At 50.9% G+C, this 24,943-nt stretch carries 26 protein-coding genes and 1 rRNA gene; 15 read left to right on the top strand and 12 right to left on the bottom strand.

Annotated elements, in window-relative coordinates; translation table 11 throughout:
• Window position 1: 1 nt before the first annotated feature.
• From dnaG to HBUT_RS04660, 5 genes are all read right to left on the bottom strand, one after another.
• On the bottom strand, window positions 2–1,282 hold the full coding sequence (gene dnaG, locus HBUT_RS04680) for a DNA primase DnaG (RefSeq protein ID WP_011822057.1): 1,281 nt from the start codon (window positions 1,280–1,282) through the stop codon (window positions 2–4).
• Between the two features lie 127 nt (window positions 1,283–1,409).
• Entirely contained in the window at window positions 1,410–2,498 is a 1,089-nt protein-coding gene (locus HBUT_RS04675; RefSeq protein WP_011822056.1) for a tyrosine--tRNA ligase, read from the bottom strand.
• Window positions 2,499–2,704: 206 nt separating this feature from the next.
• Window positions 2,705–4,375, bottom strand: a complete 1,671-nt coding sequence (gene pheT / locus HBUT_RS04670) for a phenylalanine--tRNA ligase subunit beta (protein WP_011822055.1) — start codon at window positions 4,373–4,375, stop codon at window positions 2,705–2,707.
• Entirely contained in the window at window positions 4,356–5,852 is a 1,497-nt protein-coding gene (pheS, locus tag HBUT_RS04665; RefSeq protein ID WP_011822054.1) for a phenylalanine--tRNA ligase subunit alpha, read from the bottom strand. Before pheS ends, pheT begins: the two co-directional genes overlap by 20 nt.
• Window positions 5,853–5,929: 77 nt before the next feature.
• Complete coding sequence (locus tag HBUT_RS04660; RefSeq protein ID WP_011822053.1) at window positions 5,930–6,619, bottom strand: metal-dependent hydrolase; 690 nt, start codon at window positions 6,617–6,619, stop codon at window positions 5,930–5,932.
• Window positions 6,620–6,764: 145 nt separating this feature from the next.
• On the opposite strand from HBUT_RS04660, the gene map reads away from it, so the two are divergent.
• The 6 genes from map to HBUT_RS04635 all read left to right on the top strand — a co-directional run bounded on the left by map (window position 6,765) and on the right by HBUT_RS04635 (window position 10,624).
• A complete protein-coding gene (gene map / locus HBUT_RS04655) occupies window positions 6,765–7,673 on the top strand; it encodes a type II methionyl aminopeptidase (RefSeq protein ID WP_011822052.1) in 909 nt (302 codons plus the stop codon).
• A 169-nt stretch (window positions 7,674–7,842) separates the two neighbouring features.
• Entirely contained in the window at window positions 7,843–8,796 is a 954-nt protein-coding gene (locus HBUT_RS04650) for a DUF1512 domain-containing protein (RefSeq protein WP_052287754.1), read from the top strand.
• On the top strand, window positions 8,738–9,004 hold the full coding sequence (locus tag HBUT_RS10025; RefSeq protein WP_052287753.1) for a DUF1512 family protein: 267 nt from the start codon (window positions 8,738–8,740) through the stop codon (window positions 9,002–9,004). The genes HBUT_RS04650 and HBUT_RS10025 overlap by 59 nt, the downstream gene beginning before the upstream one ends.
• A 24-nt stretch (window positions 9,005–9,028) precedes the next feature.
• Window positions 9,029–9,355, top strand: a complete 327-nt coding sequence (locus tag HBUT_RS04645; protein ID WP_011822051.1) for a hypothetical protein — start codon at window positions 9,029–9,031, stop codon at window positions 9,353–9,355.
• Window positions 9,356–9,390: 35 nt separating this feature from the next.
• Window positions 9,391–9,510 (top strand): 5S ribosomal RNA (gene rrf, locus HBUT_RS04640).
• A gap of 454 nt (window positions 9,511–9,964) precedes the next feature.
• On the top strand, window positions 9,965–10,624 hold the full coding sequence (locus HBUT_RS04635; RefSeq protein ID WP_011822050.1) for a hypothetical protein: 660 nt from the start codon (window positions 9,965–9,967) through the stop codon (window positions 10,622–10,624).
• Window positions 10,625–11,249: 625 nt separating this feature from the next.
• On the opposite strand, the gene HBUT_RS04630 is transcribed toward HBUT_RS04635, so the two are convergent.
• Window positions 11,250–11,843 carry an HD domain-containing protein gene (locus HBUT_RS04630; protein ID WP_011822049.1) on the bottom strand — a complete coding sequence of 198 codons (594 nt, stop codon included), beginning with the start codon at window positions 11,841–11,843 and terminating at the stop codon, window positions 11,250–11,252.
• Between the two features lie 279 nt (window positions 11,844–12,122).
• Window positions 12,123–14,609 carry a valine--tRNA ligase gene (locus HBUT_RS04625; protein ID WP_011822048.1) on the bottom strand — a complete coding sequence of 829 codons (2,487 nt, stop codon included), beginning with the start codon at window positions 14,607–14,609 and terminating at the stop codon, window positions 12,123–12,125.
• A 517-nt stretch (window positions 14,610–15,126) separates the two neighbouring features.
• Between HBUT_RS04625 and HBUT_RS04620 the strand changes: the two genes are divergently transcribed.
• From HBUT_RS04620 to HBUT_RS08940, 4 genes are all read left to right on the top strand, one after another.
• Window positions 15,127–15,315 (top strand): chromatin protein Cren7, encoded by a 189-nt coding sequence (locus HBUT_RS04620; RefSeq protein WP_011822047.1) that lies wholly within the window; start codon window positions 15,127–15,129, stop codon window positions 15,313–15,315.
• A 166-nt stretch (window positions 15,316–15,481) separates the two neighbouring features.
• Complete coding sequence (gene mvk, locus HBUT_RS04615; protein WP_011822046.1) at window positions 15,482–16,432, top strand: mevalonate kinase; 951 nt, start codon at window positions 15,482–15,484, stop codon at window positions 16,430–16,432.
• A 116-nt stretch (window positions 16,433–16,548) separates the two neighbouring features.
• A complete protein-coding gene (locus HBUT_RS04610) occupies window positions 16,549–17,337 on the top strand; it encodes a hypothetical protein (RefSeq protein ID WP_011822045.1) in 789 nt (262 codons plus the stop codon).
• Window positions 17,338–17,413: 76 nt separating this feature from the next.
• Window positions 17,414–17,866, top strand: coding sequence for an NUDIX hydrolase (locus tag HBUT_RS08940; protein ID WP_011822044.1), 453 nt, complete (start codon window positions 17,414–17,416; stop codon window positions 17,864–17,866).
• Window positions 17,867–17,879: 13 nt separating this feature from the next.
• Here HBUT_RS08940 and HBUT_RS04600 read toward each other — a convergent pair whose 3' ends face one another.
• Window positions 17,880–18,200 (bottom strand): 50S ribosomal protein L35ae, encoded by a 321-nt coding sequence (locus tag HBUT_RS04600; RefSeq protein WP_011822043.1) that lies wholly within the window; start codon window positions 18,198–18,200, stop codon window positions 17,880–17,882.
• Window positions 18,201–18,275: 75 nt separating this feature from the next.
• Here HBUT_RS04600 and HBUT_RS04595 point away from each other — a divergent pair, with 75 nt between their 5' ends.
• Window positions 18,276–19,640 carry an acetyl ornithine aminotransferase family protein gene (locus HBUT_RS04595; RefSeq protein WP_011822042.1) on the top strand — a complete coding sequence of 455 codons (1,365 nt, stop codon included), beginning with the start codon at window positions 18,276–18,278 and terminating at the stop codon, window positions 19,638–19,640.
• 90 nt (window positions 19,641–19,730) lie between these two features.
• Here the strand turns inward: HBUT_RS04595 and HBUT_RS04590 are convergent, their stop codons facing one another.
• Both HBUT_RS04590 and HBUT_RS04585 read right to left on the bottom strand, forming a co-directional pair.
• Entirely contained in the window at window positions 19,731–20,510 is a 780-nt protein-coding gene (locus tag HBUT_RS04590) for a DUF2192 domain-containing protein (protein ID WP_011822041.1), read from the bottom strand.
• Window positions 20,503–20,754: a hypothetical protein gene (locus tag HBUT_RS04585; protein ID WP_048061472.1), complete on the bottom strand. Its 252-nt coding sequence runs from the start codon at window positions 20,752–20,754 to the stop codon at window positions 20,503–20,505. The genes HBUT_RS04590 and HBUT_RS04585 overlap by 8 nt, the downstream gene beginning before the upstream one ends.
• A 120-nt stretch (window positions 20,755–20,874) precedes the next feature.
• On the opposite strand from HBUT_RS04585, the gene HBUT_RS04580 reads away from it, so the two are divergent.
• The gene (locus HBUT_RS04580; protein ID WP_153801391.1) at window positions 20,875–21,312 is read left to right on the top strand and encodes a hypothetical protein; all 438 of its coding nucleotides are present in this window, start codon (window positions 20,875–20,877) and stop codon (window positions 21,310–21,312) included.
• On the opposite strand, the gene HBUT_RS04575 is transcribed toward HBUT_RS04580, so the two are convergent.
• Window positions 21,258–22,124 carry a hypothetical protein gene (locus tag HBUT_RS04575; protein ID WP_011822039.1) on the bottom strand — a complete coding sequence of 289 codons (867 nt, stop codon included), beginning with the start codon at window positions 22,122–22,124 and terminating at the stop codon, window positions 21,258–21,260. The genes HBUT_RS04580 and HBUT_RS04575 overlap by 55 nt on opposite strands.
• On the opposite strand from HBUT_RS04575, the gene HBUT_RS04570 reads away from it, so the two are divergent.
• A complete protein-coding gene (locus tag HBUT_RS04570; protein WP_011822038.1) occupies window positions 22,098–22,562 on the top strand; it encodes a TrmH family RNA methyltransferase in 465 nt (154 codons plus the stop codon). The two genes, HBUT_RS04575 and HBUT_RS04570, sit on opposite strands and share 27 nt — an antisense overlap.
• Here the strand turns inward: HBUT_RS04570 and folE are convergent.
• Window positions 22,549–23,130: a GTP cyclohydrolase I FolE gene (gene folE, locus HBUT_RS04565; RefSeq protein WP_011822037.1), complete on the bottom strand. Its 582-nt coding sequence runs from the start codon at window positions 23,128–23,130 to the stop codon at window positions 22,549–22,551. The genes HBUT_RS04570 and folE overlap by 14 nt on opposite strands.
• 117 nt (window positions 23,131–23,247) lie before the next feature.
• On the opposite strand from folE, the gene ppa reads away from it, so the two are divergent.
• Both ppa and HBUT_RS04555 read left to right on the top strand, forming a co-directional pair.
• Window positions 23,248–23,793, top strand: a complete 546-nt coding sequence (ppa, locus tag HBUT_RS04560; protein WP_011822036.1) for an inorganic diphosphatase — start codon at window positions 23,248–23,250, stop codon at window positions 23,791–23,793.
• 197 nt (window positions 23,794–23,990) lie between these two features.
• Window positions 23,991–24,887, top strand: coding sequence for a damage-control phosphatase ARMT1 family protein (locus tag HBUT_RS04555; protein ID WP_011822035.1), 897 nt, complete (start codon window positions 23,991–23,993; stop codon window positions 24,885–24,887).
• Window positions 24,888–24,943: the final 56 nt, after the last annotated feature.

Below are 24,943 nucleotides of genomic sequence, written 5' to 3'. Positions count from 1 at the left end.
ATCATGTTAGGTCGCTAAATGTTAGTATCCCAACCTTGGGCGGCCTCTTCTCAATATTGCCTATCCTGTTAGCTATGAGAAGCCTCACTTGCTTCTCCGCAGCAATATCCAGCATACGCTGTGTAACAATTCCATCATAGGCTACAGCATAGACCTTACCCGGCTCCATCTTCTCTAGTACGTTGTAGACGTCACGCACTGACACTCTCTCTATAGGATTCCACTTGCTATCATATAGTACTGCTTCAAGCGTTCCACTCAGTTTCTTAACCTCCTCTATAACGCTAGGTGGTATCTCAAAGGTCTCAACCTCAACTTGCACCGTAGGCTTCTCAGGCTTAGCCTCACGCACCACCTCGACAGTAGTTACTGTCGGCTGCAGAGTAGGCTGTACTGGCTGCACAGCTGGCGGCTGTGGCTGCGGGGGCTGAGGTCTCTCCTCTACAGCTGGCTTTGGTTTGAACTTTCTCTCAAGGATCTGCAGATACTCCCTGGCTGGTATGAGGTTTCTGAGAGCCCTAGCAATCTCCTTGCCCGTTAGCTCCTCAACCTCTTTACCCGGCGGAGCCTTAGCAACATAGTCTATGTCTGCAACCTTTAACAGCTCCCAGAGAATCAAGTCGCCACCATGGTCGCCGTCGACGAATGCTATGGCTTTCTTCGTCTTAGCGAGCTTGATTATAGTCTCTGGTATCTTGCCCCTAGCACCCTCAAGGGCGATAACGTTTCTATAGCCATACCTCAACAAGTTAATTACGTCAGCACGCCCCTCGACAATTATTATCTCATCGCTTTTATCCACATCCGGACCTGCCGGGAGTCTTTCCGGCCCATACTCTATGACCTCTGCACGCTTGACAGCCTCGCTAATCTCACGCAGAACCTCGCGCAGATCTGGAGTCTTTTCCAGCGACCATATCCTAAGGATCTCCTTTGCCCTCTCAACGATACGTTTAATCTTCTGCGCTCTAACATCAACTATGTCGTAGACCCTTATCTGCGCCTTGTAGGGACCAACCTTCTCGACCGACTCCAACATTGCTGCTACTAGTGCAGTCTCAACTCTATCAAGGTTTGAGGGAACAACAACCTCTCCAATCGTGCGTGTACCCTCGTGTTTTATATCTACCTGCACTCTGCCAATACGTCCTCTATCTTGTAGCTTTCTGAGGTCAAACTCTTCGCCGAATAGGTTCTCTGTCTGACCGAAAATAGCACCTATAATGTCATGCCTATCTACGAGCCCCTCAACCTCTATCTTAGCCTTTATCAAGTACTTCAACGCTGTCACCTTCCCTACAGCACCTTACGCTTCCCAGTCAAAGACTGTTGAGTATAGCTAGCCAGCATATCTGCCTCCAGTACTGCACAGCCCAGCCTAAGTTTAGGGCTCTATCCTACCAACTTCGTTACCTCGTCACCGTAGCCTTTTTTAGTTCTTCTAGTAGTTCGCGCGCCTCCCGATTGGACTCAAAGTACCGTCTCACGGGTTCAAGTAGCTCTATCAATGCCTTAGCTGTAGCCTTCTTGAGGTCTAGTGGGTGGAGCTTGCCCTCCACGTAGAGCTTCTCGAGTTCCTCATAGCTCTCAATCACTACCGTCCCGCCGTACTTCTCAGGCCTCTCAACCACCAGCTTGAATCCTGGCCTGCTGAAGAGGAGGTACTTGTTTATCTCTATTATCGGATTGTACCTCACTATGCGAGCTGGACAATATGCTCTCAGTATCTTTCTCTCTATCTCTTCGGGCGGATCGTAGACAAAGAGTGCTGTCTCTGGCTTAGACTTACTCATCTTAAACTCGACAGCATGAGTCTCCTCGTCTACCTGGTCGGGATTCATCCTGCCCAGGCCCTGTAGGCTCGTTATGAGTGGTGTATGTACCGCTATGACCTTCTTCCTGCCCAGCTTCTCCGCTGTGTCTCTTGCAAGCATGTGAGCCTTTCTCTGGTCTATACCACCCAACGCTATGTCCAGGTCAAGGTAGAAGATGTCGGTAACCTGCATTGCTGGGTAGATTAGCTTTGAGAAGTCTAGCTCAGCCTCCTCAGCACGCCTACCCATTATGGTTAGCGCTCGCTTCATACGTGCAAGAGTGTTAGACTTTGCAACCTTTAGCAGTATAGCCCAGTACTCCTTATCGGATACGAGATCCTCGGCATCGACGACTTTTACTTTTGACCTCTCAACACCTATTGCTTCGAGAACATCTACTACGTGACGAGCAGCTTTTCTTATCAGCTCCATATTACCTCCAAACTTGTCGTTGATCCAAGCGTGCCAGGTGGCTGCCAGCAGGTAGAAGTCGATACCTGCTTCAACCATGTCTTTTACCTTAAAGGCCCATACTAGCCAGCCTATGTGGAAGAGTCCGCTGGGCTCGAAGCCTATGTAACCCTTTAGCTTCTCGCCAGACTCAAGCTTCTCCCTTAGCTCTTCAACTGTTACAACTTCAACAGTGTTCCTCGTGATGAGCTTTAGCCTTTCCTCCACATCCATAGACCCTACACCTAGGCCGTAATTGTGACCTTTGCTGAGAGAGCTGCTCGGTTGCAGCCCTGAAAATAGGCTCTGATAAATATATCCGGGGAGGGTGTGCAATCCTAAACATGCAGCTAACTGTCTGGGGGTGCCGCGCCGCCCCGTTACTCCCGCCTATAAGAGCCCAGCCGGAGGCCCCCACGCGGGGTCTGTGAGGCTGGGTGTTAGGGGCGGGGGACAGCGGCACCCCCTGCGAGCGCCGTGTAATCTATTTCAGCCACAGCTATCGGGTACGCGATGCCATAACGCTCTAGGATTTCTGGGCGAACTTCCCCAATGATTATTCTTAGTCCACGCTTTGTCTTGGCTAGTGCTGTCCTGCCCTGGATCAAGAGTGGATGTGTATACTCTTTTATCACGCTTATTTCGTCGTTTGTTAATCTCACAATACTATATACCACTGCTTGAATGTCTTCGTAGCCAGCCTTGTCCGCCATGTATAGTATTGCTAGCTTTCTGCCGTAGCGCACGCCACGGTCACCTTCCCCTGTTACCTCGACAACCTCGCCCAACTCGAAGATGCGTAGTGGTATTCTATGCTGGTTCGAAGCTGCAATACGCAGGAGATTCGGCAGCATGGTTGCCCGCACACAGTCAGCCTCAACGCTTACGGGATTAGCTATCTTGACAAGCTTCTCTGCCGGTATACCTCCTACTGCTTCTTGCTCCCTGCAGGAGACTAGAGTATAGGTTTTCACCTCCACGTAGCCGTGGCCTGCTAGGAGCTTCCTAGCTTCACGTTCCCATGCCCGTACGGGTAGCAGACCGCCACGCAGCATCAGTTTGGGCTTCTCAGGTTTGAGGGCATCAAAGCCTATTGCTAGTGCTACCTCTTCAGCCAGGTCAACCTCGTGCATAATGTCTATCCTAAACCTGGGCACCAGGACGTCCACATAATCTCCTCCAACCTCGACCACACCAAACCTCATAGCCTCAAGCTTTTGCGCGACTTCGTTCGCCGAGAGCTTCAACCCTATGACTCTCTCAACAGTTGCAAGTCTGAGCCGCCACCGGTGAGGCTCAAGACCTGGTACTACACGATTACCCCATGGCGCTTCAACCCTTACAAGACCTATCCTCTTTGTACGGCTACGTTCAGCAAGGTTTGTAGCTAGTATGGCTAGGATATCCTCTACAATGCCCAGCTCGGGCCCCGTAACATCAATGAAGAGGTGACGGGTTCCAGGCTCAACCTTTGTAAGCTCCGCATTTATCACTGGTGGCACACTGATAACCTCGCCGTTAGCGTAGAGTACGGGATGCCTATCGCCCTGAAGAGCTATGCCACTATACTCTCTGCCTTGAGGTGTCTCGTTAAACACCTCCCTAAGGCTCATCTCCCTATCGCCGTGCAGCGGTGTAAACCTCACCATGTCCACATGCTCGAACTTGTAGTGGATAGTCTTGCCCGGAAGCTTGTCGAGATCGTGGAGACCTATTGCGACCCTACGCCTCTTATCTCCATGGCTTACGTGTAGCTTTTCCTGGAACTGTATTAGCTCCTCTAAGAAGTCCTCGTCAACATCAACGTCCCATACTATTGCACCAAGGACATAGGGTCTCGTGGGTACATCATCTGCTACGATCCTATAGTCTGTCTCGACGATGTTGTAGCGGGGAAGCCCCCTCTCTACCCCCAACAAGCCTTTGACCTGGCGACCGATACCCTCTAGGCTATACATGTCGGGCCGGTCTACCTCTAGCTCTGCTACCACGTAACCTTCCTCGTCTATTTCAACCTCGATCTTTAACCTCTCCATTAGCTTCAATGCCTGGTCGAGCTGTACTCCTATGACCTCCTCCACCCTACCGGGCTTAAATCTGAGAACTGGCATAGATCCACCACCTTACAGGTATATTCTCGAGAAATTCGACATCGTGCGAGTACAGCTGCCTAATATCTGTGAGGTCGTAGAGTGCCATTGCAAGCCTCTCAATACCCATGCCCCATGCTGCTACAGGATAGTCTATGCCTAGAGCTGCCAACATTTCCGGCCTAAACAGTCCTGCACCTAGAACCTCAAGCCACTGATCGCGAACCCTCACGTAGGCCTCGACTGAGGGCTCGGTAAAGGGAAAGTAGGCTGGCCTAAACTTGTATTCCCTTATCCCGATACGCTCCAGGAATTCTGCTAGGAGGCCAAGTAGCCAGCGTAGGCTAACACCGTCCTCGCTCGCTATACCATCCAGCTGGTGGAACTCAGGCAAATGCCTTGGGTCAATCGTCTCTACACGGTAGACGCGGCCTATGGTGAAGAAGCGGAATGGCGGCCTAGGCTTGGAGGCTAGCACACGCGCTGACACGGCTGTGGTGTGGCTACGCAGTATCAGCCTCGCAGCAAGCTCCTGACTCCACCGGTACCTCCAGCCCCTGCTGCCCGCAAGCCCCTTTTCATGCGCTTCAGCCACCCTTGGAGTAAGCTCGCTCGGCAGCTCGCCCCGGGAGGGGTTGCTCAAGTAGAAGGTGTCGGTAGGGCTTCTCGCAGGATGATACTGCGGCTGGTACAACACGTCATAGTTCCAGAACTCTAGCTCCACTGGAGCATCATCAACCTCTTGGAATCCCATCTCCTTCATTACGTCGCGCAGATACTCTATGAACTCTACGAAGAAGTTTAGCCTGCCGAGCCGCCGCCTGGGGGGCTCAGCCGCTACATTGTATCTCCTTAGGCGAACCGTTCTCCAACGCCCCGAAGCTATGAGGTCACGTGTAAGTGCACCAACCTCAACGACGACCTGCTCTAGCAGCTTCTCTGGAGCCTCTGGGAACACAACGATAGTTCTCCTTTCAGCTAGGCGTTCCACTAACCTTCTCCGTCGCAGTAGGCGAAACTCACTGGGCTGAAGCCGCTCTCCAATCTCAAGCTTTTCTAGGAGCTTCCTCTCCTCGGCAACAGCCTTAGAGGGGTCCACTACAAGCCTAACCCTGCCACCGCGAACCTCAACCCAACCCTTCCTCGTAGCATTAGCGAGCGCTATGGAGAGTTCCTGGCCCATAGCGTTACGGAGTTCATCCAGCCTCGCCTCGCCGCCGGCCCCAGCTAGGATCTTTACAAGCTTCTCCTCGGGAAACCCTTCGCGTAGATAACGCTTAGCCTCCTCGGTCGCAACGTACTTCTCCATAGTTTCCTCGCGGAGCCTAACAAGCCCCTTCTCTGCTAGGAGCCTAACCAGTGACTCTACCTTGCTCCTATCAAGCCCAGCCAGCTCCGCCAAGGTCTCAGTGTCATATTCTCTACCAGCCTCGACGCGGCCGACTAGTAGCTCTAGGAGCTTATGTTCAGATTCTGAAACCGGTATCTTGCCTTGCAAGATACTGAAGCCCTTGGCGGGAGGAGGTTGGTTAGACGTAAAAATAGACTTATGGGGTATTGTTGTGACTGTATAGGCTAGAACTGGTATAGCTCGCCAGGCTTGAGCACTACAACCTTGGCATCCAGCTTGAACTCATCCACATACCTCTTTAGCTCTTCTGGGTCGGCCCTGATTACTGGGAACGTGTTGTAGTGCATCGGGATTACCACCTTGGCTCTAAGCATTTCTATAGCCTTAGCAGCCTGATAGGCATCCATCGTGAAGTGGCCACCTATCGGCACTAGTGCTATTTTGGGGCTGTAGAGTTCGCCCACAAGCGCCATCTCTGCTGCAAGGCCGGTATCGCCTGCGTGGTATATGCTCGTCTCCTTGCCTACTATCAGTACACCCGTGGGTGTTCCACGGCTAGAGCTGTGCGTTGCCGGGAAGAACATGACCTTAAGGTTTATGTCGGGGATGCGGACTGGGCCACCGATATTAGCCCCTATAACTCTATCAGTTGCACCGCCAAGCTGTTCAGCAACATAGTTTGCAAGCTCATATACGGCTACAAACCTTGCACGCCGGTTAATCCTTAGCAGTTCAACGCTCTCGCCAAGATGGTCACCATGGTCGTGGGTTACTATGATGAGGTCTACCTTGTCGCGGTAGTCCTCAACCTTTACCGGCGATAATGGATTTGTAAGCCAGGGGTCGATGAGGACAGTGTAGCCGTCGATGCTTATCTCAAAGGCTGCGTGGCCAAGCCACCTAACGTACCCCATGCTACACACCTCCGGCTACAGTCCAGATATTACACCGAGTAGCTCCAAAACTCTTAGCCCCTACCCCCGAGGCCACATGTCATATACTATGATGTTAGTAGAGCACTAAACCCTGCCAATCCAAGCCATTAAGTGGGGGCATGCTGTGGAGGAGGAAGCGCTCAAGGCATATCTTGAAGCGGGCCGTATAGCAAGACAAGTGTTAGAGGAGGCTAGTAGAAGGGTAGAGCCTGGACTAAGCGTGCTAGAATTCTGCGAATGGGTGGAAAATCGTATCCGCGAACTTGGCGGCCAGCCAGCATTTCCGTGTAACATCGGCGTAAGCCATATCGCTGCACACTATACCCCAACACTAGATGACACTTCCACCATACCCGAAGACTCTGTTGTCAAAATAGATGTCGGTGTGCATGTAGACGGCTACATCGCCGACACAGCCACAACCATAGACTTAACCGGTGGAAAGTACGCTAGGCTCCTTGAAGCTGTTAGGGAGGCGCTGGAGAAGGCACTGAAAACGGTTAAACCTGGCGCCAAGTTCTCCGATGTAAGCAAGACAATAGAGACAATAATATCCTCGTACGGATTTAAGCCCGTAGCAAACCTTGGCGGCCACAGCATAGCTCGCTACCGTGTCCATGCTGGCGAAAGCATACCAAACATCTACGAGCCATTTGCTCGTGGCCGCTTCCAGCCAAGCCACGTATATGCTATAGAGCCATTTGGCACCAATGGCGCTGGCGTAGTTGAGGAGGGAGAACTTGTGACAATATACTCTCTCTCCAAGCCAAACCTCAAACGTAGACTTGACGATACGACACGCAACATCCTCGAGGAGGTTAAGAAGAGGTTCAAAACACTACCATTCACCGAACGTTGGCTAAGAGATGTAGCGAGCGTGGATCAGCTGCGTCAGTCTCTGAGAAAGCTTAGCAGAATGGGCTTTCTAACAAAGTACCCCATACTAGTCGAGAAGCGTAGAGGCATTGTAGCACAATTCGAGCATACAGTACTAATCCGCGATGACGGCGAAGTAATCATCACAACAGCGTAGAACAGTAATCAGCTTCAGAGGAACAAAGGAGAAGGAGCTGTGGTGGCACCACGTCTACCTAGTAGAAACCAATATTATGTTGCGCCAAGTTTTTCTGGCACCATCCGAGAACCGGGTATGCACACAAGCCTAGCACAGCCTGGGAAATCTCCTTGGAGGGGTTATACTCGTGGCAGAGCTGCTACCACTAGCTAATACGTCCTCGTCCATCTTCTCCGATACCTCACTAGCTACATGGATTATAGCAATAAGCATACTAATATCAACAGTACTCTCGATACTTGCCTTTCTAGGTGTAGCACAGGGACTACAGATTAGGATTTGGAGGAGTCAAATTGAGGCTAGGCTACGTATACTAGAGAAGTATAGGGACGATGTAAAACAGCTAGCCAGGAGGAGGCTTTCGGAGCTAAAAGCAAGAGATGTTGACAATATTCTTGAGACGACCATTGAGTACTTCGTCGTCGAACCAGTATCCATAGAGCCTACCGATATAACTAAGAGGCTTGAAAAAATACTGCGCACCGAGGAGGATAGGATAGAGCAGGTTGTAGCCTCAAGGTTGCCCGAGGGAATTAGTGATATTCAAGTAAAGAATATTGTTACGCTCCTAGCAATAGCCAATGCACTCAACCTGATATACAAGTATGTGCGCCACATACTACTCACCGGGATTAAGACACGTAATGCTCTCCTCGTAGCACAACTATGGATGATGCTTCCATTCTTCATGAGGATAGCCAAGACGTACCATGACGCCGCAAAAGTCATATCTAAGGGTGTGCCTATAGGCGACGCAGCTGGCCCATTAGCAGCCTACAGACTCATGACGAGCCTCCCGCGCATAGCAGGACCTATAGAGGTAGCTAAGGATACGATATACTCGGTACATAAGATGGATGGTAGAAACATAGTCGTGGTGAAAGCTAAGGGTCCCGGAAGCACCGTCGGAAGGCCAGGAGAAGCCGTTGAAAGGCTTGTCGAGGAGTGGCTACACCAGAGAATAGCAGCCATCATAACTGTAGACGCCGCATTGAAGATGGAGGGAGAGCCCACAGGAAGCATTGCTGAAGGTACAGGCGTGGCTATGGGCGATCCGGGCCCCGAAGAAGATAAGGATTGAGAGGATAGCGGTAAAACACAACATACCACTATACGCCATAGCCATTAAGATGGGGGTTGAAGAGGCGATAACAGCAATGAAGAAGGAAATTGTTGAAGGTGTGGAGAAGGCCGTAGAGAGGGTCAAAAAACTAGTCCTCGAAGTAACAAAGCCAGGCGACACCGTCATAGTCGTCGGTGTAGGCAACACAATAGGAGTCGCACAATAACAACTCGTAGAGGTGGAATAGGCCATGATTGATAATCAGCTGGCAGAACTCCTCTACCTCGCATTCATACTCTCAACAACAATACTGCTAATATACACCACACTGAGCATTTTGAAGCTAAAGAAGCCCGAAGAAGAGAGCGAAGTAACACCCATAACACTACTACGATGTTCGAGCTGCGGCTACGAGAAGACACGGCGGTTTAAGGAGGGAGATTACGTTGGCCTTGTAGACCAGGGAACCATGTGTCCCCGCTGCGGCAAACCAATGGTAGTACACGCAATATACGTGGAGGGTGAATCCGAACTCATATCAATGACCCTTTTCAAGAAAAGGAGGAGAAAGAAATAAAAATCAGCCCGGGAGGATAGCGCTACAACACGGCCCGACCCGGCCATAGCGGCCGGGCAACACCCGGACCCACTTCGAACCCGGAAGTTAAGCCGGCCGCGTTGGGGGTAGCTGTGGGGTCCGCGAGGCCCCGCAGCTCCCCCAAGCCGGGATCGGGCCGCCTCCCCTCAACCTGGTTGATCCTTCTTCTCATCAGCTAATCCCTACTCCCAACATATACAACAATACGGACGATTCCTTGACCATCATTTTGGCTTACACTACTCCGTAGAGGGAACTACAAAGACAAGCGTACTCAGCGATGCAGGGTTTCCTCACAAACCCTCCAGGTCTTGGAGGGTTTCAGCTCGTGGTCCACTCATCACAGCCGGTATTAGCACCTAGCTGTGTTGCCTGTCAGGTTACCCTAGCTTCTCGCGGACTACCCTGAATAATTGGCAGCCAGCTCTATTCAGGATAAAGTTTTGGCTGTCCCATGACTGCTGTTCTACGTGCTACCCTGACCTGGCACAGTGCAACTTACCGCAGTTTCTCTCCTGACCAGACGGACCAGCCTACAATTCTCTATTACAGGAGCGTCTTCTTCCCAGTTGTTGGGAGTAACAGGGTATGGATAGACAGCTGGCAGCCCTGGAGACTGCTAACAAACTGCTGCTCCCAGTACTCCGGGCTACGAGGCGCATTGCTGCAGTGGCAAGAAGCAGTATCGATCCGTCTTTTACCCCAATCCGCGTTTACTCTAGCGGCGATAGGCGAATTCACGTCGCAGTTGTTAATCTCCCTGGCTCGCATCCACTCGTAGTAGCCATCTACGCTTCTACCCAGAGATCAAGACCTACCTCACCCCAGCAGCTTGCAAGGAGGCTAGCTCGGCTTGCCCGGTTCGTAGGAAGGCTCTCCGGGAATGAATATGCCCAAGCAGACATAGTCTACGTCTACATGGCCCCAAGGGGGCTCACGAGGGGCAGTATTAGGCTAGCCGTGAAGAGCAAGATAGTATACGCGTCGGAGCCCAGCGAGGCTAGGCGCAAACTAGCAAAATACCTTGCAAAAAGGTATCGACGCTTACTTGCAAGCATTATGGGTAAACGTGTCTGGGGCAGCGTACCATTACTCGCATATGCCCTATCACTTCTAGCAAGAGAGTTAGGAGAACCCCTACACACACCTGACCCTCACCAAGTACTATACTGGGTCGAAAACGGCGTTAAAGGTGAAAGAGTTAGCACAACCTATCCCACCACCAGCGAGCTGACGAATAACTCGTAGCTCCACAACCACATTCTTGCTTGAAGCCATTACCACAAGAAAAACCATAATCATACAATGCTGGTTAACGTTTTGTAGAATATTATATGTTGTAAGCGAAATGCTCATACCTCTATATAACTTGTTTCAAGATGGCAACCACGTATCCTACCCTAAGATACTCCTAGGGGCCCAGACTACGAGCTAACACTAGAGGAGTTGCAGTGGATAAAAAGCCCTGATCCCTTGTACTCCTTGAATGCATGTTCCAGCTTATTCCAAGTATCATATGTTCCTGATGCACTAGCACGAGAGATAACCCTTGTAGCACCTAGATTAATCGCCTGTTCCCAAGTGGGAGAAACACCATATCGCCTAACTTTTCTGTTAAGCCTTGTACACAGGTAGGACACTATGCATCCTATGAATAGCCTTACTTACAGGTTGTATTCCCTACCATTGTTTAATCTCATATCGTATCAGGAGAGGGGAGCTAAGCTACATGCTCGTGCCCATATCGCCTGAGGCGCCAATAGCATGCCCTGAGAGAGCCACGGCCTTATGGCAGTTAGTATGTTGAAGTAGAATCTTTCTTTGTTAAATAAGGGTAAGAGGCCCTAATGGCTATCTTGTGTATTACTTTGCGCTACTTCTTGCTACAGTATCTTAGTCCCATATCGATGTAGCGTTGAAGCGTTTTGCGTAGACAGGCCAGCCTTATGTCGCCATTAAGTATCTTATCTATGCCTTGTGCCGTGGAGCAGGCTATCTCGCTGACGCTGGAGAAGCCGTGCTGAATATATCTTAGGGACTGGATTAGTGTTGATAGCATTTCAGCGATCTTTACGAGTTCTGACTCCATGGTGTTCTGGGCCACGTACTCCTCAAGCAGTTTCAAGAGGAGCACTGACGGTATCTCTTTCCTTGCGGCTTCGACCTCGATTCTCTCCTTAAGCTCCTTACCCATAGCCTCCGCGGTGTACTTTACAATATCACCTACTATTGCTTCGGCTGCGTCGTGGACAATAGCAACTGCTGCAGCGTGCTGAGGGTCAACCTCTATGCCACAGCTTCTCAGCTCCTCTCCAAGCATTAGTGCTAGGACAGCCGATTCATACATGTGTGCAGCTATGGTCTCAGCTATGGCTGGGTAAACTCCTCTTAGGAGCCAGCCTGTTCTCGGCGTAGTCTTTAACGCTTCAACAATTTTTGCAAGCCTCTCCAGCTTCATGTAGTTCATGCATGCTGCACCAGGAAGTCTACAGCTGGAAGCTGCGAGGTTTACAGCTGTAGCCCTACCGCGGTAGAATGGGTTGTGGCGAGTGGGGAGGGTCTTCTGAAGGCCGGGAGACCCGGGGTCATAGGGCCGCCGGACGGGCGGTCTCGCCCCGGGCGTCGCGGGTCCAGGAGATGAGTTGTACGTAGAGCTGTGTTTAAACTATGTTGGTAGGGGTCAGTCGAAATCCGATACATCATGTCTTGGTGCTCAGTCTTCCCGGGCTCAGCATCCCCGTTGAGGCTAACTCTTCTTTACTAGGTATATGTCGTCTGCTAGCTTATACTCGTACTTCTCGGGTTTGCCTACGACTATTTCAGCGTGGTGTAGCTCTGCTAGATCCTCTATATAGTCTGCAAATTTTTCGTCGACATAGATCACGTAGTCTCTGAGGGGTTCTGATAGCTTTATGTTGTGCTCCTTCTTCCATGTCCATATGGCGCTGTTAAACCTCGTTATGTGCTCCAGCATATCCTTGTGCTTGGTGTCCCACTCTGGGTTCGGTTCTGGGAACCTCTGTTTGTGGACACTTTCACCATAGAGCCGGCGGTATATGGCATCAGTTATGAATGGCAGTATTGGTGCTAGCATTCTCAGCAGGGCGTCGAGAATGTAGTGTAGTGTGTACCAGGCTCCCCTCTGCTCCTCTGGACTAAACCTGCTCTCCCTATTGTAGGCTCTGGACTTGACTAGCTCTATGTAGTGGGCTGCGAATACGTTCCAGGTGAAGTTGTATAGCTCTGTTATCGGCTGGTGTACGTCTAGTTCGACGCCGTAGTTATAGTCTACACGTCTTATGAGATCATTTAGGGCGCCCAGGAATGCCAGGTCTATTGGCCTCAGCTTGTAGTCCTTCTCTGGCTTGGGGAAGCTGGATACGAACCTGGCAATGTTCCAGAGCTTAGTGAGGAACAGTTTGCCCGTCTTTAGTACCTGCTCGCTAAACCTATAGTCGTCACCCAGCTTTGCAGAGGCAGCAGCCCAGAACCTGAAAGGTTCAGCTCCATACGTTTCAATGTATGGTTCTGGGTCTATAACGTTGCCAAGGCTCTTATGCATAGCCCTGCCCTTCGGGTCGAGCCCCATACCGGTTACTCTAACCCAGCGGAATGCTGGCTTACCCAGCAGCTGGTACACTCTTAGCAGTGTAAAGTAGAGCCATGTACGGATAATGTCCACGCCTTGGGGGCGTAGTGTGTAAGGTAGCTCCTCATCCTTGGGGTATACCCGTTCGAAGAGCTTTAGGTTTCTGAGGTAGCCCGATACGTAGAGCACAGAGATGCTCGAGTCGAACCAGGTATCGAATATCCTCGTTTCTCCCTCGAGTTCCTCGCGGGGAGCGCCACAGACTGGACAGCGGTCCCATGGTGGTTCTTCAAGCCATGGTCTGTAGTAGCGGCCTGGCTCGGGCACTAGCTTGGCGCCACACCTCCTACAATGCCATAACGGTATCTCGGTGCCATAGAACCGGGTCCTGGATATTGGCCAGTCCATGCGAAGGCTCTCAATCCAGTCTAGCAGCTTCTGCTTATGCTTTTCAGGTCTAAAGTGGAGCTTATCTACGAGCTTCTTAAGTTCCTCCTTAAACTCTAACTGTTTGAGGAAATACTCCTTAACGTGGACGATCTCAATCGGAGTCTTACATCTCCAGCATATCGGTACTCTGTGTCTTATCTGCTCCTTCTTTACCAGTAGCCCCCGCTTCTCAAGCTCCTCAGCCATCCGTCTACGGGCTTCCCTAACAAGTAACCCCCGGAGGAAGCCAGCCTCATCGCTCATTGTCCCGTCCGGCTGTACTATCACCTTGGGCTTGAGGCCTAACTCCCTTATGATTTGCTCGTCTGTCCAGTCGCCATAGCTGCTAATCATTACTAGGCCTGTACCAAACTCGGGCTTTGCAGCGGGGTGCTCGAGTATTGGTACTTCATAGCCGTAAATCGGTACTATTGCGTGTAGCCCCTTGAGCTTCTTGTAGCGCTCATCGCGGGGGTTGTAGATGACAGCCCTCGCAGCCCCTATAAGTTCGGGTCTTGTCGTCGCTATCACGATCTCCTCGCCGGTCTCCTTGACGCGCCACTTGACGTAGTAGAGGTATGCGTCCTCATCCCGGTGCTCTATTTCTGCCTCGCTGAGCGTTGTACGACATCTGGGACACCAGTTTACGGGCCTCTCATCCTCGTATATGAGCCCCTTCTTCCACAGCTCGATGAATGTTGCTTGTGTTATCTTTCGGTACTCGGGGCTATCCGTACCATCGCGGATGTATGTAAAGCTGCAGCCGAGCCTAGTCCATATCCTCACAAGCTCCTCCTCGACGCGATCTAGTTCCTTCCTGCACATTTCGAGGAACTTTATGCGGCCCTCCTTTGTTCTGGCTAGCTCGTGTGCCAGTATGCCATGCTTCTTTTCGACGGCAACCTCTACGGGTAGGCCATTGCGGTCAGCATACCAGGGGACAAACACGTTCCAACCCTTCATGCGGAAATAGCGGGCGATCATGTCTATCTGTGCGTAGTGTGCGGCACCACCAACGTGCCACTTACCGCTAGGATATGGTGGGGGAGTGTCTATAACAAGTATTGGGCCCTCCCTAGCCGGGTCAAACTCGTATAGTCCTTCCTCTCGCCATCTCTCTATAAGCTCCAGCTCTATCTCCTTCGACCACCTCTTCTCCTCTATCTTCGGTTTAAAGTTTCGGCTAGCTTGTAGACTCGGCTCTTTTGCCGCCAAGCTACCGCCCCACGGCTCTGCAAGATTCTGCCTGATAAATAGTTTGTAGCAATGAGACTTCACAAATACAAGCACATGCTAATGGTCATTATTCCGTGTGTTATACGAGTCAAGTGTTGGATAGACGTGCACTATTATTGTCAGATGGAGATGTTCTTAAGAACATTTAAGACATCTACTTGTTGGAGTGAATAGACTCGGTAAGTCCTGGAACGATGGCCATTATTGTGGTCTTCTATTTACCATATATGCCCAACTCGACTAAGTAAACATCTAGTTTAATTATTTAATAATTTAATGTTGTTCGTGGAACTACGATTAGTCATACTCAATGCTGTTTCTGGCCGGGTAGGCTACGAAACTGGGGCCCACCCATATAGCTCTGGTAATACAGAAGTATATCCAGGGGGGCCGCTGTCCCCGCGCAACCGGCCGGCTGGCCCCAAACGTAAAGCCTATAAAAGAGTGGAGGAGGTACCCTCTACACGAGAAGTAGCTGTCTGTGGGGTGTGTTGGGTTGGCGTGTGAGAAGCCTGTTAAGGTTCGTGACCCTACTACTGGTAAGGAGGTAGAGCTGGTACCAATCAAGGTGTGGCAGCTAGCACCCAAGGGTAGGAAGGGCGTCAAGATAGGCCTATTCAAGAGCCCCGAAACAGGCAAGTACTTCAGAGCCAAGGTACCAGACGACTACCCAATCTGCAGCTAAGGATATGAGGTGGGGAGAGGGTAGCTCCCGTGGTCTGATCTCTTTTTCCCGCTTCCGGTACCCCCGTGCTTCATACTTCTCTAGCAGCTTCTCCCTTTTAAGTGGTGAATTTTGGGTTTTATAGCTGGCTAATAGTGGGTCCTCTTGTGCTTCACGGGTGTAGTGTTTGGGGTGTGCATGGTCAGCGCCTGCTAAGGTTATAGTGTTTGGCGAGCATTGGGTTGTTCATGGCGGCCTTGCTCTTGCAGCTGCTATTGGCTTGAGAGCACGGGCCTATGGTAGTCCTTCAGAATCGGGGTTATGGGTCTTCTCGCAGCTCTATAGAATCGGGGAGAACCTCATGGAGAGCTGTAGTAGGTTTTGTAATCTTCTAGCGGGATTTAGGCTTGTGGCTAGTAGTTATGGACGTAGCTTGTGGCCTGCACGTATACGTATAGAGTCTGACATACCGGTTGGGGCGGGGCTTGGGAGTAGTGCTGCTACAGCGTTAGCTGCGGTAGCTGCTTATGCTTGTGTTGGCGGATTGGAGCCTGGATATGATGTGTTATGGCGTGCTGCATTTGAGGCTGAGAAGGTTGTCCATGGGAATCCGAGCGGCGTTGACAATACCGTTGCGTTATATGGCGGATTTATACTCTATCGACGTGGCAGTGGTTTTAAACGCGTAGAGTTTAGGGGAATGCGGGATACTAGGCTACTTATAGTTGATAGTGGGGTTTCTCGGTCTACTAGGATTGCTGTTGAACGGTTTACAGTAAGGCTTGAGAGGCTGGGTAGGCTGGGCAGGCGGCTCCTTGAAACAGCTGATGGTATCGTTGAAGAGGCTCTGGCGGCGCTCTCTAGGGGGGATAGCGTAAGGCTCGGAGAACTAATGGATGTAGCGCATGGTCTCTTAAACGCTATGGGTGTGTCGCATCCCGTGCTTGAGGAGATAGTGTGGATAGCAAGGCGCGAAGGTGCCCTCGGGGCTAAGCTCACTGGTGCAGGGATGGGTGGTACGGCGATAGTCCTCGTAGATCTAGAGCACGCGAGTCGTGTGAAGAAGGCTCTTGAGCTAAGGGGGTTCCGTGTCTACGAGGTTGAGCTGGGGGTGCCGGGTCTCCAGGGACCAGTCTAGATTGTCCAGACAGGCTATGTATTTCCAGCTAGTCTAGTGTATATAGTTGGGTGTTATCGGCTCCCACTAGCCCTCTCCCAGCTCGTGCAGCCACTATCTATGTGGGAGCTATCGCCTTGATAGAGAGGGCGGATACCGTATACCCACTGTACACCGGTATAGTGCTCACGGCAACTGGCGTCTCTAGATGTATAGAGGTGGAGGCGCACACAGCAGTCACTCTGATACCAAGGCTGGGGCTTGTGGGAGTAGCAATAGCAGCTGATCTTCCTGTGATAGTGCAAGCTTGTAGTCTTGGCAGTATAGCAGCGGGAGAGAACATTGAGGTCAAGTTGTTTGGTCGGGGGGTAGCCTTCTCATCACCTATACTTCCGCGAGTGCTTACAAGGATAGGTTATGAGGGTTATGTACGCGAGGAGATAACCTTCGGCGTGATATCAAGAGCTCTGAGTGACGAGCCGGGCATAGAGACGGCGATGGCCTCCCTTGAGGGTAGCCTTGCAATGCTCTCAAACACCATAGTGCCACTCGGTAGTCTCAGAGACTACTGGATAGTTGTAACTTCCCTAGAGAAACCCCTACCTGGCGCTAGGATGCTGGAGGCTATAGCTGAAGCAGAATCTGCGATCGAGGATGCTGTACTCGAGCATATAGCTGACCCCCTAGCCCTAGTAGACGCGGTAGCAAGTGTCGTGGCTGAAAGACTGCCCCGAGCCCTGGCTAGGAGGATGCTACGCCTCATAAATGAAGCTATAAGTGCGGGAGCTTCTACAGCATTCATCGATGCCTATGGCTCGCGCCTGGTAGCAATAGTAGAAGACGAGGATACAGCTTACATGGTTTCCCAGCAGCTGAGGAGACTTGGATACACAGTTGAAGCTCCAGTATTAGTCCCGCCACTCTAGCAGTTATGCAGTATCTTCCGCGACTTGTAAAATACTCTAGAATATCTATAGTTTCTACCACCACACGGGGCCAACGATGCTATTTCGAGTCGCGGCGCGTTGTATAATACTGAGGGACGGAAAAATACTAGTTCAGCTCAGCAAGAAGGGTGATTTTTACAGGCTGCCCGGGGGGAGGATAAGGCCCGACGAGACTATCGTGCAGGGGCTCCAGAGGGAGGTTCACGAAGAGCTTGGGATAGAGAAGATAGAGAACATGAGGCTGATATTTATCGTTGACTCTTTCTACAAGAGAAGGAGCGGGCTGGTCCATGAGGTAGGCTTCTACTTTCTATGCGATGTAGGTGATGCGGAGATCAAGCCTAGAGAGGAGCACTTGAGGATAGAGTGGATTGAGCCTGAGCAGTTGGACTCAAAGAACTTTAGGCCATCAGCATTAGCGCCGCATTTACGGAGGATTCGGGAGGTGCTGGAGAACGGGCTCCCTGCACAATACATAATAAACGTTGATGTTGGTGGGCAGGACTAGCTTATGGGTCCAGTTACTGTTTTTCTTCTTCAAAAACGAGTTCAATGCCTTTCGGGTAGATGTAGACGTTGCCTCCCCTGGCCTGACCTGGCAGGTTTGGCTTAAAGACAGCTATCACAACGCCCTTGCTGCCATGTACATGTACTATCTTGCCCCGGTACTCGTTACCCTTGCCGTCGCGGTACAAGACCTTCCAGCCTATTAGCCTTGAAGCTGAAGCCCTATCGTTTACCCCGTCAACTCTTATCAACACTTGTTTCTCATACTGTGTATTGCTTCCAAGCCTGTAGCCCAGGATAATCCCAGTGTAGACTCTTTTATCCTCGCCCGACATACCCTAACCTACCCGGCCAGCGGGGGGTGACGCCGTCCCCCTTTTAACGCTATGCCCTTAGCATGGTGGTGTGTAATGACCTCAGACAAGCCGGTTAAGCCCAGGATTATAGTTGAGCCTCCGGGCCCAAAGGCCCGGGAGGTAATAGAGAAAGATCAGAAGCTTCTAATGCAGAGCTTTGCCAGGTGGTACCCACTTGTAGTTGAGCGTGCTGAGGACTACTTAGTGTGGGATGTAGATGGTAATATGTACATAGACCTTAACGCTGGTATAGCTGTGTTAAATGTTGGTTCTTCAAATCCAGATGTTGTAAAGGCTGCAATTGAGCAGCTCAAAAAGTTTACTCACTATAGTCTCACCGACTTCTATTACGAGGTAGCTGTAAGGCTTGCAGAAAAGCTCGTAGAGATAGCGCCAGTTGAGAAACCTGCAAAGGTTTTCTTTACAAACAGCGGAGCCGAAAGCATAGAGGCCTCAATAAAAGTTTCAAGGTATTCTACCCGGCGCCAGTACTTAATCGCCTTCCTCGGCGCATTCCATGGCAGAACCATGGGTGCGGTATCGCTGACGGCTAGCAAGCCAGTACAGCGCAAATGGTTTAGCCCGTTACTGCCAAGCGTTATCCACGTACCCTACCCATATCCGTACCGTTGCCCATTCCGTGCTGAGACGCCGGAAGAATGCGGCGAGGCAATCATAGGCTATATTGAAGAGTGGATCTTCGGGAAGATGGTTGATCCGGCTGAGGTGGCAGCGTTTATCTTTGAGCCTATACAAGGCGAGGGAGGTTATGTAGTCCCGCCAGACAATTTCTTTAGCAAGCTGGAGAAACTAGCGAGACAGCATGGCATACTGCTTGTGAGCGATGAAGTTCAGACAGGGTTCTGCAGGACTGGGCGCTGGTTTGCCATAGAGCATTGGGGTGTTAAGCCAGACGTTGTAGCGACGGCTAAGGCCATTGCTGGTGGTCTACCATTAGGTGCCGTTATTGGCAGTGAAAAGGTGATGACGATAGAGCCTGGTGGCCATGCAACAACCTTTGGTGGCAACCCGGTATCTGCGGCAGCTGCCATAGCAGTCATAGACTACATGAAGCGGGAGAGGCTTTGTGAGAGAGCCGCGAGGCTCGGCGAAAAGGTGCTAAAGAGGTTGAATGAGGCTAAGGAGGAGATAGAACTCATAGGCGATGTTAGGGGCAAGGGGCTAATGATAGGTGTAGAGCTTGTAAGAGATAGGAGGACCAAGGAGCCGGCAAGGAAGGAGCTAGCAGAGCTGCTCTCGAGGCTATTCAAGAAGGGCTACCTCTTCATAGCAGCTGGGATCTCAGTAGTAAGAATAGCCCCACCGTTGACGATTGCTGAGGAAGCACTCGACAATGCTATTGAAGCATTAATCGAGGAGTTAAAGAGGATCGACTTAGAGCGCCACAGGACCAGCTAAACTACTCTATTTTATGCCCCGAAACGCTACTCTAACCAGGTCTGGGCCGTGATGAGGCTTACAAGGGGCCAACCGCATAGTCGGGATGGGCTATGAACCCGCGGCTGAGATCCTTCCCTTGCGCTTTACATGCTTAGAGCCAGAGTCTATGGAGAGTATCTTGCGCAGCCTCTGCTGTGGTACTTCAAAAACGTTAGCTGCTATAAACGCTATATACTCGTCATCGGGTATCACCTTCTCAATGCCTATTCTCGCTGCTAGCGCTTGCTTAAACGCCTCCTTGTCTATTCTGTTGCGGATTATCCTGGCAGCAATAGCTTGGGCAACACGTAGCGCAATGTAAAACCTTGAGTACTTTCTTACAGTCCTCTCAGCCTCGGGAAAGACTCTTGGCAGTTTGTTCAGCAGCTTGATCAGCTTATCCTCGTCCTCGAAACCTAACACTACCGCCGTAGCTACGACCCGTAGCAGTCTAGCAACAGCATTGTCTGATACGTCGCCGCCGAGTAGGAACGAGGATATTTTCCTAGCCTCCTCCTGCTCTTTCTCCAAAATAGCCTTAGCAGCCTCTTCAAGGGTCTCCTCGTAGCTAAAGAGCTCGTGAAAGAAGTCTGGGTTCTCCTCGTGAAGGGCGAATGCATGCTTAGCTATTACGTAGAGTGTGGCTAGCTCTTTATCCCATATATCGGGAGGCCATGCCTTACCACGGATGGGCTGTACCGCTTTAGCCCGGTAAGTCTCCTCAACTACCCTAGCAGCCTTTTTGCGATCAACAATGTTTTCTCGGAGCAGCCTAGAAAGGGCTTCTATAGCAGCGTTTATCCTCTGGCGCTGTGTCTCGCGGGCAACTCTGGGCTCAATACTATTCAACGCCCAGCACCCTCTCAAGAACCCTCTTTACGGCTAGTGCAAGACCTTCACTCCTCCCGAAAGACCTTACAGTGCCGTCAGGATATATTATTAGCTTGACATTCATGCCTTGAACACGTACATATAACAGTTGCTTCCTACGCTTCTGCACAATGCGCAGCACCTCAAAGTCACTCCAGCGATTGCGTGCTCGTGTAACAAATTTCACGAGAAGCTCGTCGTTGAGCCATCGCCATCTAGGCATGGCATCTCAGCCCTTTCTTGGGGGCCTCGCTGCTTGCCCGAGCCTCATCACCGGTTCAGGCCTGCGTGGAGGCTTCACCGGCCCAGCCACACTAGCTGGTCTACAGGGCAGCCCTAATACTTGTCTAGGCTACTCTCATCTGTGGGGAATATGTTGAGCGGGCTTGGCGGGCTTGGGGTCATATTGTGGAGGAGAACTAGTAGGGAGGCTGGGGAGCTGCCCGACGCGGCACTGGTGCTTAAGGCTAAATGTGCCTCGGGCCCTTGTATACTGGTAGCGTTCGGGCTTGGGGGCGAAAATATTCTTGCCATAGTGCCGCCTCAGCCTTCCCCCTTCTGCCTGCTGGCTAGGAAAGAGTTGCAGTATATTATACGACGTATACTCAGTGACCTAGGAGTGTATGGTGCCGAAAACTTAAGCGCTTGTATAGTGTCGGGGTGGCTTGCTAGGGGGCCACTGCGTGATGTATTAGAGGCCCTTAAGAGCTACGAGATAGTTGTGGACTACAGTATCGATGGCGGCAGCTCAGATTTCATTGTGCCGGTGGAGACACAGTAGTCTGGTGTTACGCAGACAGCACGCCTAGCCTTGTCTATGTAGAATCTGTACCTTACACCCCTCCAGTCCTCAACACTAAACACCTCATCCTCAAGTCTTGCGTAGACTTTGCCCAGTGGTCTAAGCCTACGGGTGTACGCATTCATCTCTATGACTTGACTTACGCTACCGGCAACGGGATCTACAGTGATACTGTACTTTGCTGGATCCAATAGAATGCCCTCGGAGAGATATACTCTCCTCAAGACGTAGACGACGGCATTCGGTTCAACCAGCACGTAATTGTCAAAATTGCTCATTATCTCTACAAGTTTTCGTGCAAGGTAGACAGCACTCCGTATGTCGCCAGTAATGTGCTTGACACCCCTCTTTCCATACATCCTCCTAATGAAGAACTCGTAGATGACAGAGATAGCCTCATAGGTTATGCTCTGAAGCCCCAAGCCGCGAACACGTACTGCTCTCTTATCCTCAAGCTGACTAGCATATACGCCGCTATAGTCTACTACGAGAACTCTAGGCTCTCTGCCGAACTCCCAGGCGGGCCTGCCACGGCTATCAACTATGTAAACATCCTCGCCGCTCACTATGTGGGGTTCCTTGGTACGGATTCTTTCAAGTGCAAGACCTATGGGTATACGTGACTCGAGGAGGAGCTTGATGGGTATGCGGCTCCCAACACCCACTATGTGTATACGCCAGTTACGCTTAACGCCTAGCCCTGCATAGATAGTCCTGGCTATAACTGCAGCGTCAAATAGTGATGGCGGGGTGTAGATGACGAAATGGAACTCAGCATCATCTTCTACCATCCCAAAAACCCCCAGAACCTGCAGGACGTGGCAGTGATAGCTTATAGTGCTAACGCTAGACTCTACGTTGTGCGTAGGCCAGGCACCGACTACAGGCTAGAGTCTTTGCCAGACTATGTAAGAAGCAATATGGTCTTTGTAGACTCTGTTGAGGAGGTTGTAAAACTAGCTAGCGCCGACAAGTACATAGTACTGGAGGTTTACGGCGACAAGCTGCTATCCGAGGTAGAGCCTGCAGAGAAGACAGCATTAATTATAGGCGCGGAGGACTACGGCATACCCCGAACGGTTCTTGAGAAGATACCAGAGCCACGTGACTTGGTCGTCATACCAGTTGGAGTTGAAGGAATGAGCTATAACGTGGTTGCAAGTCTTGTAATGGCATTGTATGAGCTAAAACGTGGAAATGGAAGAGAAAAGCGGGCTAGAAGAAGCTAAGCGCGATAACCCTTGACAGTCTATGTGGCTCTATAATCCTGTAAACCTCCTCCTTTAGGCTCTGGTCGCGCTCAAATTCGCCCCGCACTGCAGCTACGACAGTTGGCGCCCCATTACGTACACCCCTCATAGCCATGCAGAGGTGTACAGCCTCAGTTATAACCATCACGTCGGGTGAGCCTGTAGCCTTGGAGATTTCATCAGCTATCTGTTTAGTCATACGCTCCTGGATTTGTAGCCTTCTAGAATACTTGTTAACTATACGCACAATCTTACTCAAACCGATAACCTTGCCGCGAGGAAGATAAGCTACATGGGCTACACCGAAGAATGGTAGCAGGTGATGCTCGCAGAGACTATAGAACCTTATACCGCTAACCACAACCAGGTCGGTAGCCTCGGTAAACCATGTGTATTCTTCGGTGAAGTCATAGCCCTCAAGCAGCTCCTCAAACATGTCGGCAACTCGTCGCGGCGTCTCACGGAGCCCTTCACGCTCTGGATCCTCCCCGATAGCCTCAAGGATCATTCTCACAGCCTTCTCTATCTTAGCCTTATCGATGGGCAAGCCTGCCACCCCACTAGGCCCTGTAATGTCTCCTTACAGCCCCTTGGAGCACAACAAAGCCAAGAACTAATATATTTATACTAGCGCATAGAGCCCAGACACCATGGCTGGTACACAATGGCCTCCATACACGAGAGAATAGGCCCTGGTGAGAAGGCTCCCGATATAGTCAACGTCCTAGTAGAGATACCCATGGGTAGCAATGTAAAGTACGAGTTTGACGAGGAGGCCGAGGTTATTCGTGTAGATAGGTTCCTCTACACCTCAATGGTCTACCCGTTCAACTATGGCTTCATACCGGGCACCTTGGAGGAGGATGGTGATCCTGTAGATGTGCTAGTCATATCGAACCAGCCGGTGCTACCGGGTACTATTATAGAGGTTAGGCCAATAGGGCTCCTAGTAATGGAGGATGAGGAGGGGCCGGACAGCAAGGTTATAGCAGTGCCAAAGGATAAGCTGGACCCAAGCTTCAAGAACATAAAGAGTGTTGAAGATCTACCAGAAATACTCCGCGAGAAGATCAAGCACTTCTTCGAGCACTATAAGGAGCTAGAGCCAGGCAAGTGGGTTAAGGTTAGGGAGTGGAGGGGGCCTGAGGAGGCTAAGAGGAAGATAGCAGAGGCCATAGAGAGGTTTAAGAAATCCAAGTCAGAGGGCTAGTCTCCGCATTGTGATGGTCTCCGAAATACCTTCCCGAAGAATATTTTTCCCATGAGCTTAGCTGGGTGGCGTAGGCCCGGAGGGGAGGAAGGGGGTACCAGGATAGAAACTCTCCGGAGTGACGTTGATTTAGTGCTCTTCAGTGTTTTTGTACAGGTTTTGGAGGATCACCGGGAGGGTGGAAGGGTGTAAGTGGTTTGCGTATTGTTCCCTACTGTGTTGCATGCAATCTCATGAAGAGGGCTATAGAACTTGAGCATGCAGAGTCGGATAACGTTAGGAGGCTAGCAATATTCCGTGAGATTATTGAATCGGCAAACCTCTACATAGGTCCTGACATAGAGGCTGCTGTTCTCGCAACGGTTCTCTACCGCAGGCTCCGCACACTGCTCAACGGCTTGGATCCCTATAAGGCGATAATAGAGGCTGCAATAGACAAGGCAGTGGCCAGGGCAAGATCTGTGGAGGAGACGCTTGCAGAGAAGCCCGTCGAGGAAAAGCTTGCAAAAGCACTACTCATATCCGCACTTGCAACGGGATATAGGCCGTTAAACATCCCCGACAAGGTATTCGAGGAGCCACCATCAGCTGTGGATTTGGCTACGGCTAGCTCTGCTTTTAGAATAGGCGGTAACGACACAGAGGCTGTGCTTGAAAAGCTTAAGGAGATATCAAGGGTTGGCGGTGTGGTATACTATCTGTTTGCATCCGTATTCGAGCTACCCTATGACGCCATAGTGGTCAAGATATTGCGCGAAGACTATGGCTTAGACGTTATCGGTGTAGCACGCAATAAACGCTTTGAAGATTATGCAGCAGTAAACGATGTGGAGGAGCTGGGCCTCGGAAGCCTCCTTACAGACCTTATAGACATTGGAAGTGATGCAGCAACAGTGATAAGGGAGGAACATGAACACATATACGAACAGATATCAAAGTCCTCACTAGTAATAGTTAAGGGATGTTTGCAAACCCTATACTTCTACAATAATCCTCTTGAAGCACCAACACTAATGCTGTTCACTGCTGTCTGCCCAGTACTATCTATGGCGTTCAACGTACCGAGAAGAAGCGTGAACATAGTATTAGTGTAGAGGCGTCAGTCAGGATAGGACCTCGTCACCCCTCTGCAGCCCAGCTCGCGGTCAGC

This window comes from Hyperthermus butylicus DSM 5456 (genome assembly GCF_000015145.1).
GTDB lineage: Archaea > Thermoproteota > Thermoprotei_A > Sulfolobales > Pyrodictiaceae > Hyperthermus > Hyperthermus butylicus.
This window is presented reverse-complemented; position numbering and strand designations above follow the sequence as displayed.

Bases quoted from the DNA above. Each gene is read 5' to 3' on its own strand.
- HBUT_RS04570 (WP_011822038.1), top strand. From the start codon at position 22,098: ATGGAACTCAGCATCATCTTCTACCATCCCAAAAACCCCCAGAACCTG.
- HBUT_RS04635 (WP_011822050.1), top strand. From the start codon at position 9,965: ATGGATAGACAGCTGGCAGCCCTGGAGACTGCTAACAAACTGCTGCTC.
- HBUT_RS04595 (WP_011822042.1), top strand. From the start codon at position 18,276: ATGACCTCAGACAAGCCGGTTAAGCCCAGGATTATAGTTGAGCCTCCG.
- HBUT_RS04630 (WP_011822049.1), bottom strand. From the start codon at position 11,843: ATGAACTACATGAAGCTGGAGAGGCTTGCAAAAATTGTTGAAGCGTTA.
- HBUT_RS04645 (WP_011822051.1), top strand. From the start codon at position 9,029: ATGATTGATAATCAGCTGGCAGAACTCCTCTACCTCGCATTCATACTC.
- pheT (WP_011822055.1), bottom strand. From the start codon at position 4,375: ATGCCAGTTCTCAGATTTAAGCCCGGTAGGGTGGAGGAGGTCATAGGA.
- HBUT_RS08940 (WP_011822044.1), top strand. From the start codon at position 17,414: ATGCTATTTCGAGTCGCGGCGCGTTGTATAATACTGAGGGACGGAAAA.
- HBUT_RS04675 (WP_011822056.1), bottom strand. From the start codon at position 2,498: ATGGATGTGGAGGAAAGGCTAAAGCTCATCACGAGGAACACTGTTGAA.
- HBUT_RS04660 (WP_011822053.1), bottom strand. From the start codon at position 6,619: ATGGGGTACGTTAGGTGGCTTGGCCACGCAGCCTTTGAGATAAGCATC.
- HBUT_RS04600 (WP_011822043.1), bottom strand. From the start codon at position 18,200: ATGTCGGGCGAGGATAAAAGAGTCTACACTGGGATTATCCTGGGCTAC.
- HBUT_RS04585 (WP_048061472.1), bottom strand. From the start codon at position 20,754: ATGCCTAGATGGCGATGGCTCAACGACGAGCTTCTCGTGAAATTTGTT.
- ppa (WP_011822036.1), top strand. From the start codon at position 23,248: ATGGCCTCCATACACGAGAGAATAGGCCCTGGTGAGAAGGCTCCCGAT.
- HBUT_RS04575 (WP_011822039.1), bottom strand. From the start codon at position 22,124: ATGGTAGAAGATGATGCTGAGTTCCATTTCGTCATCTACACCCCGCCA.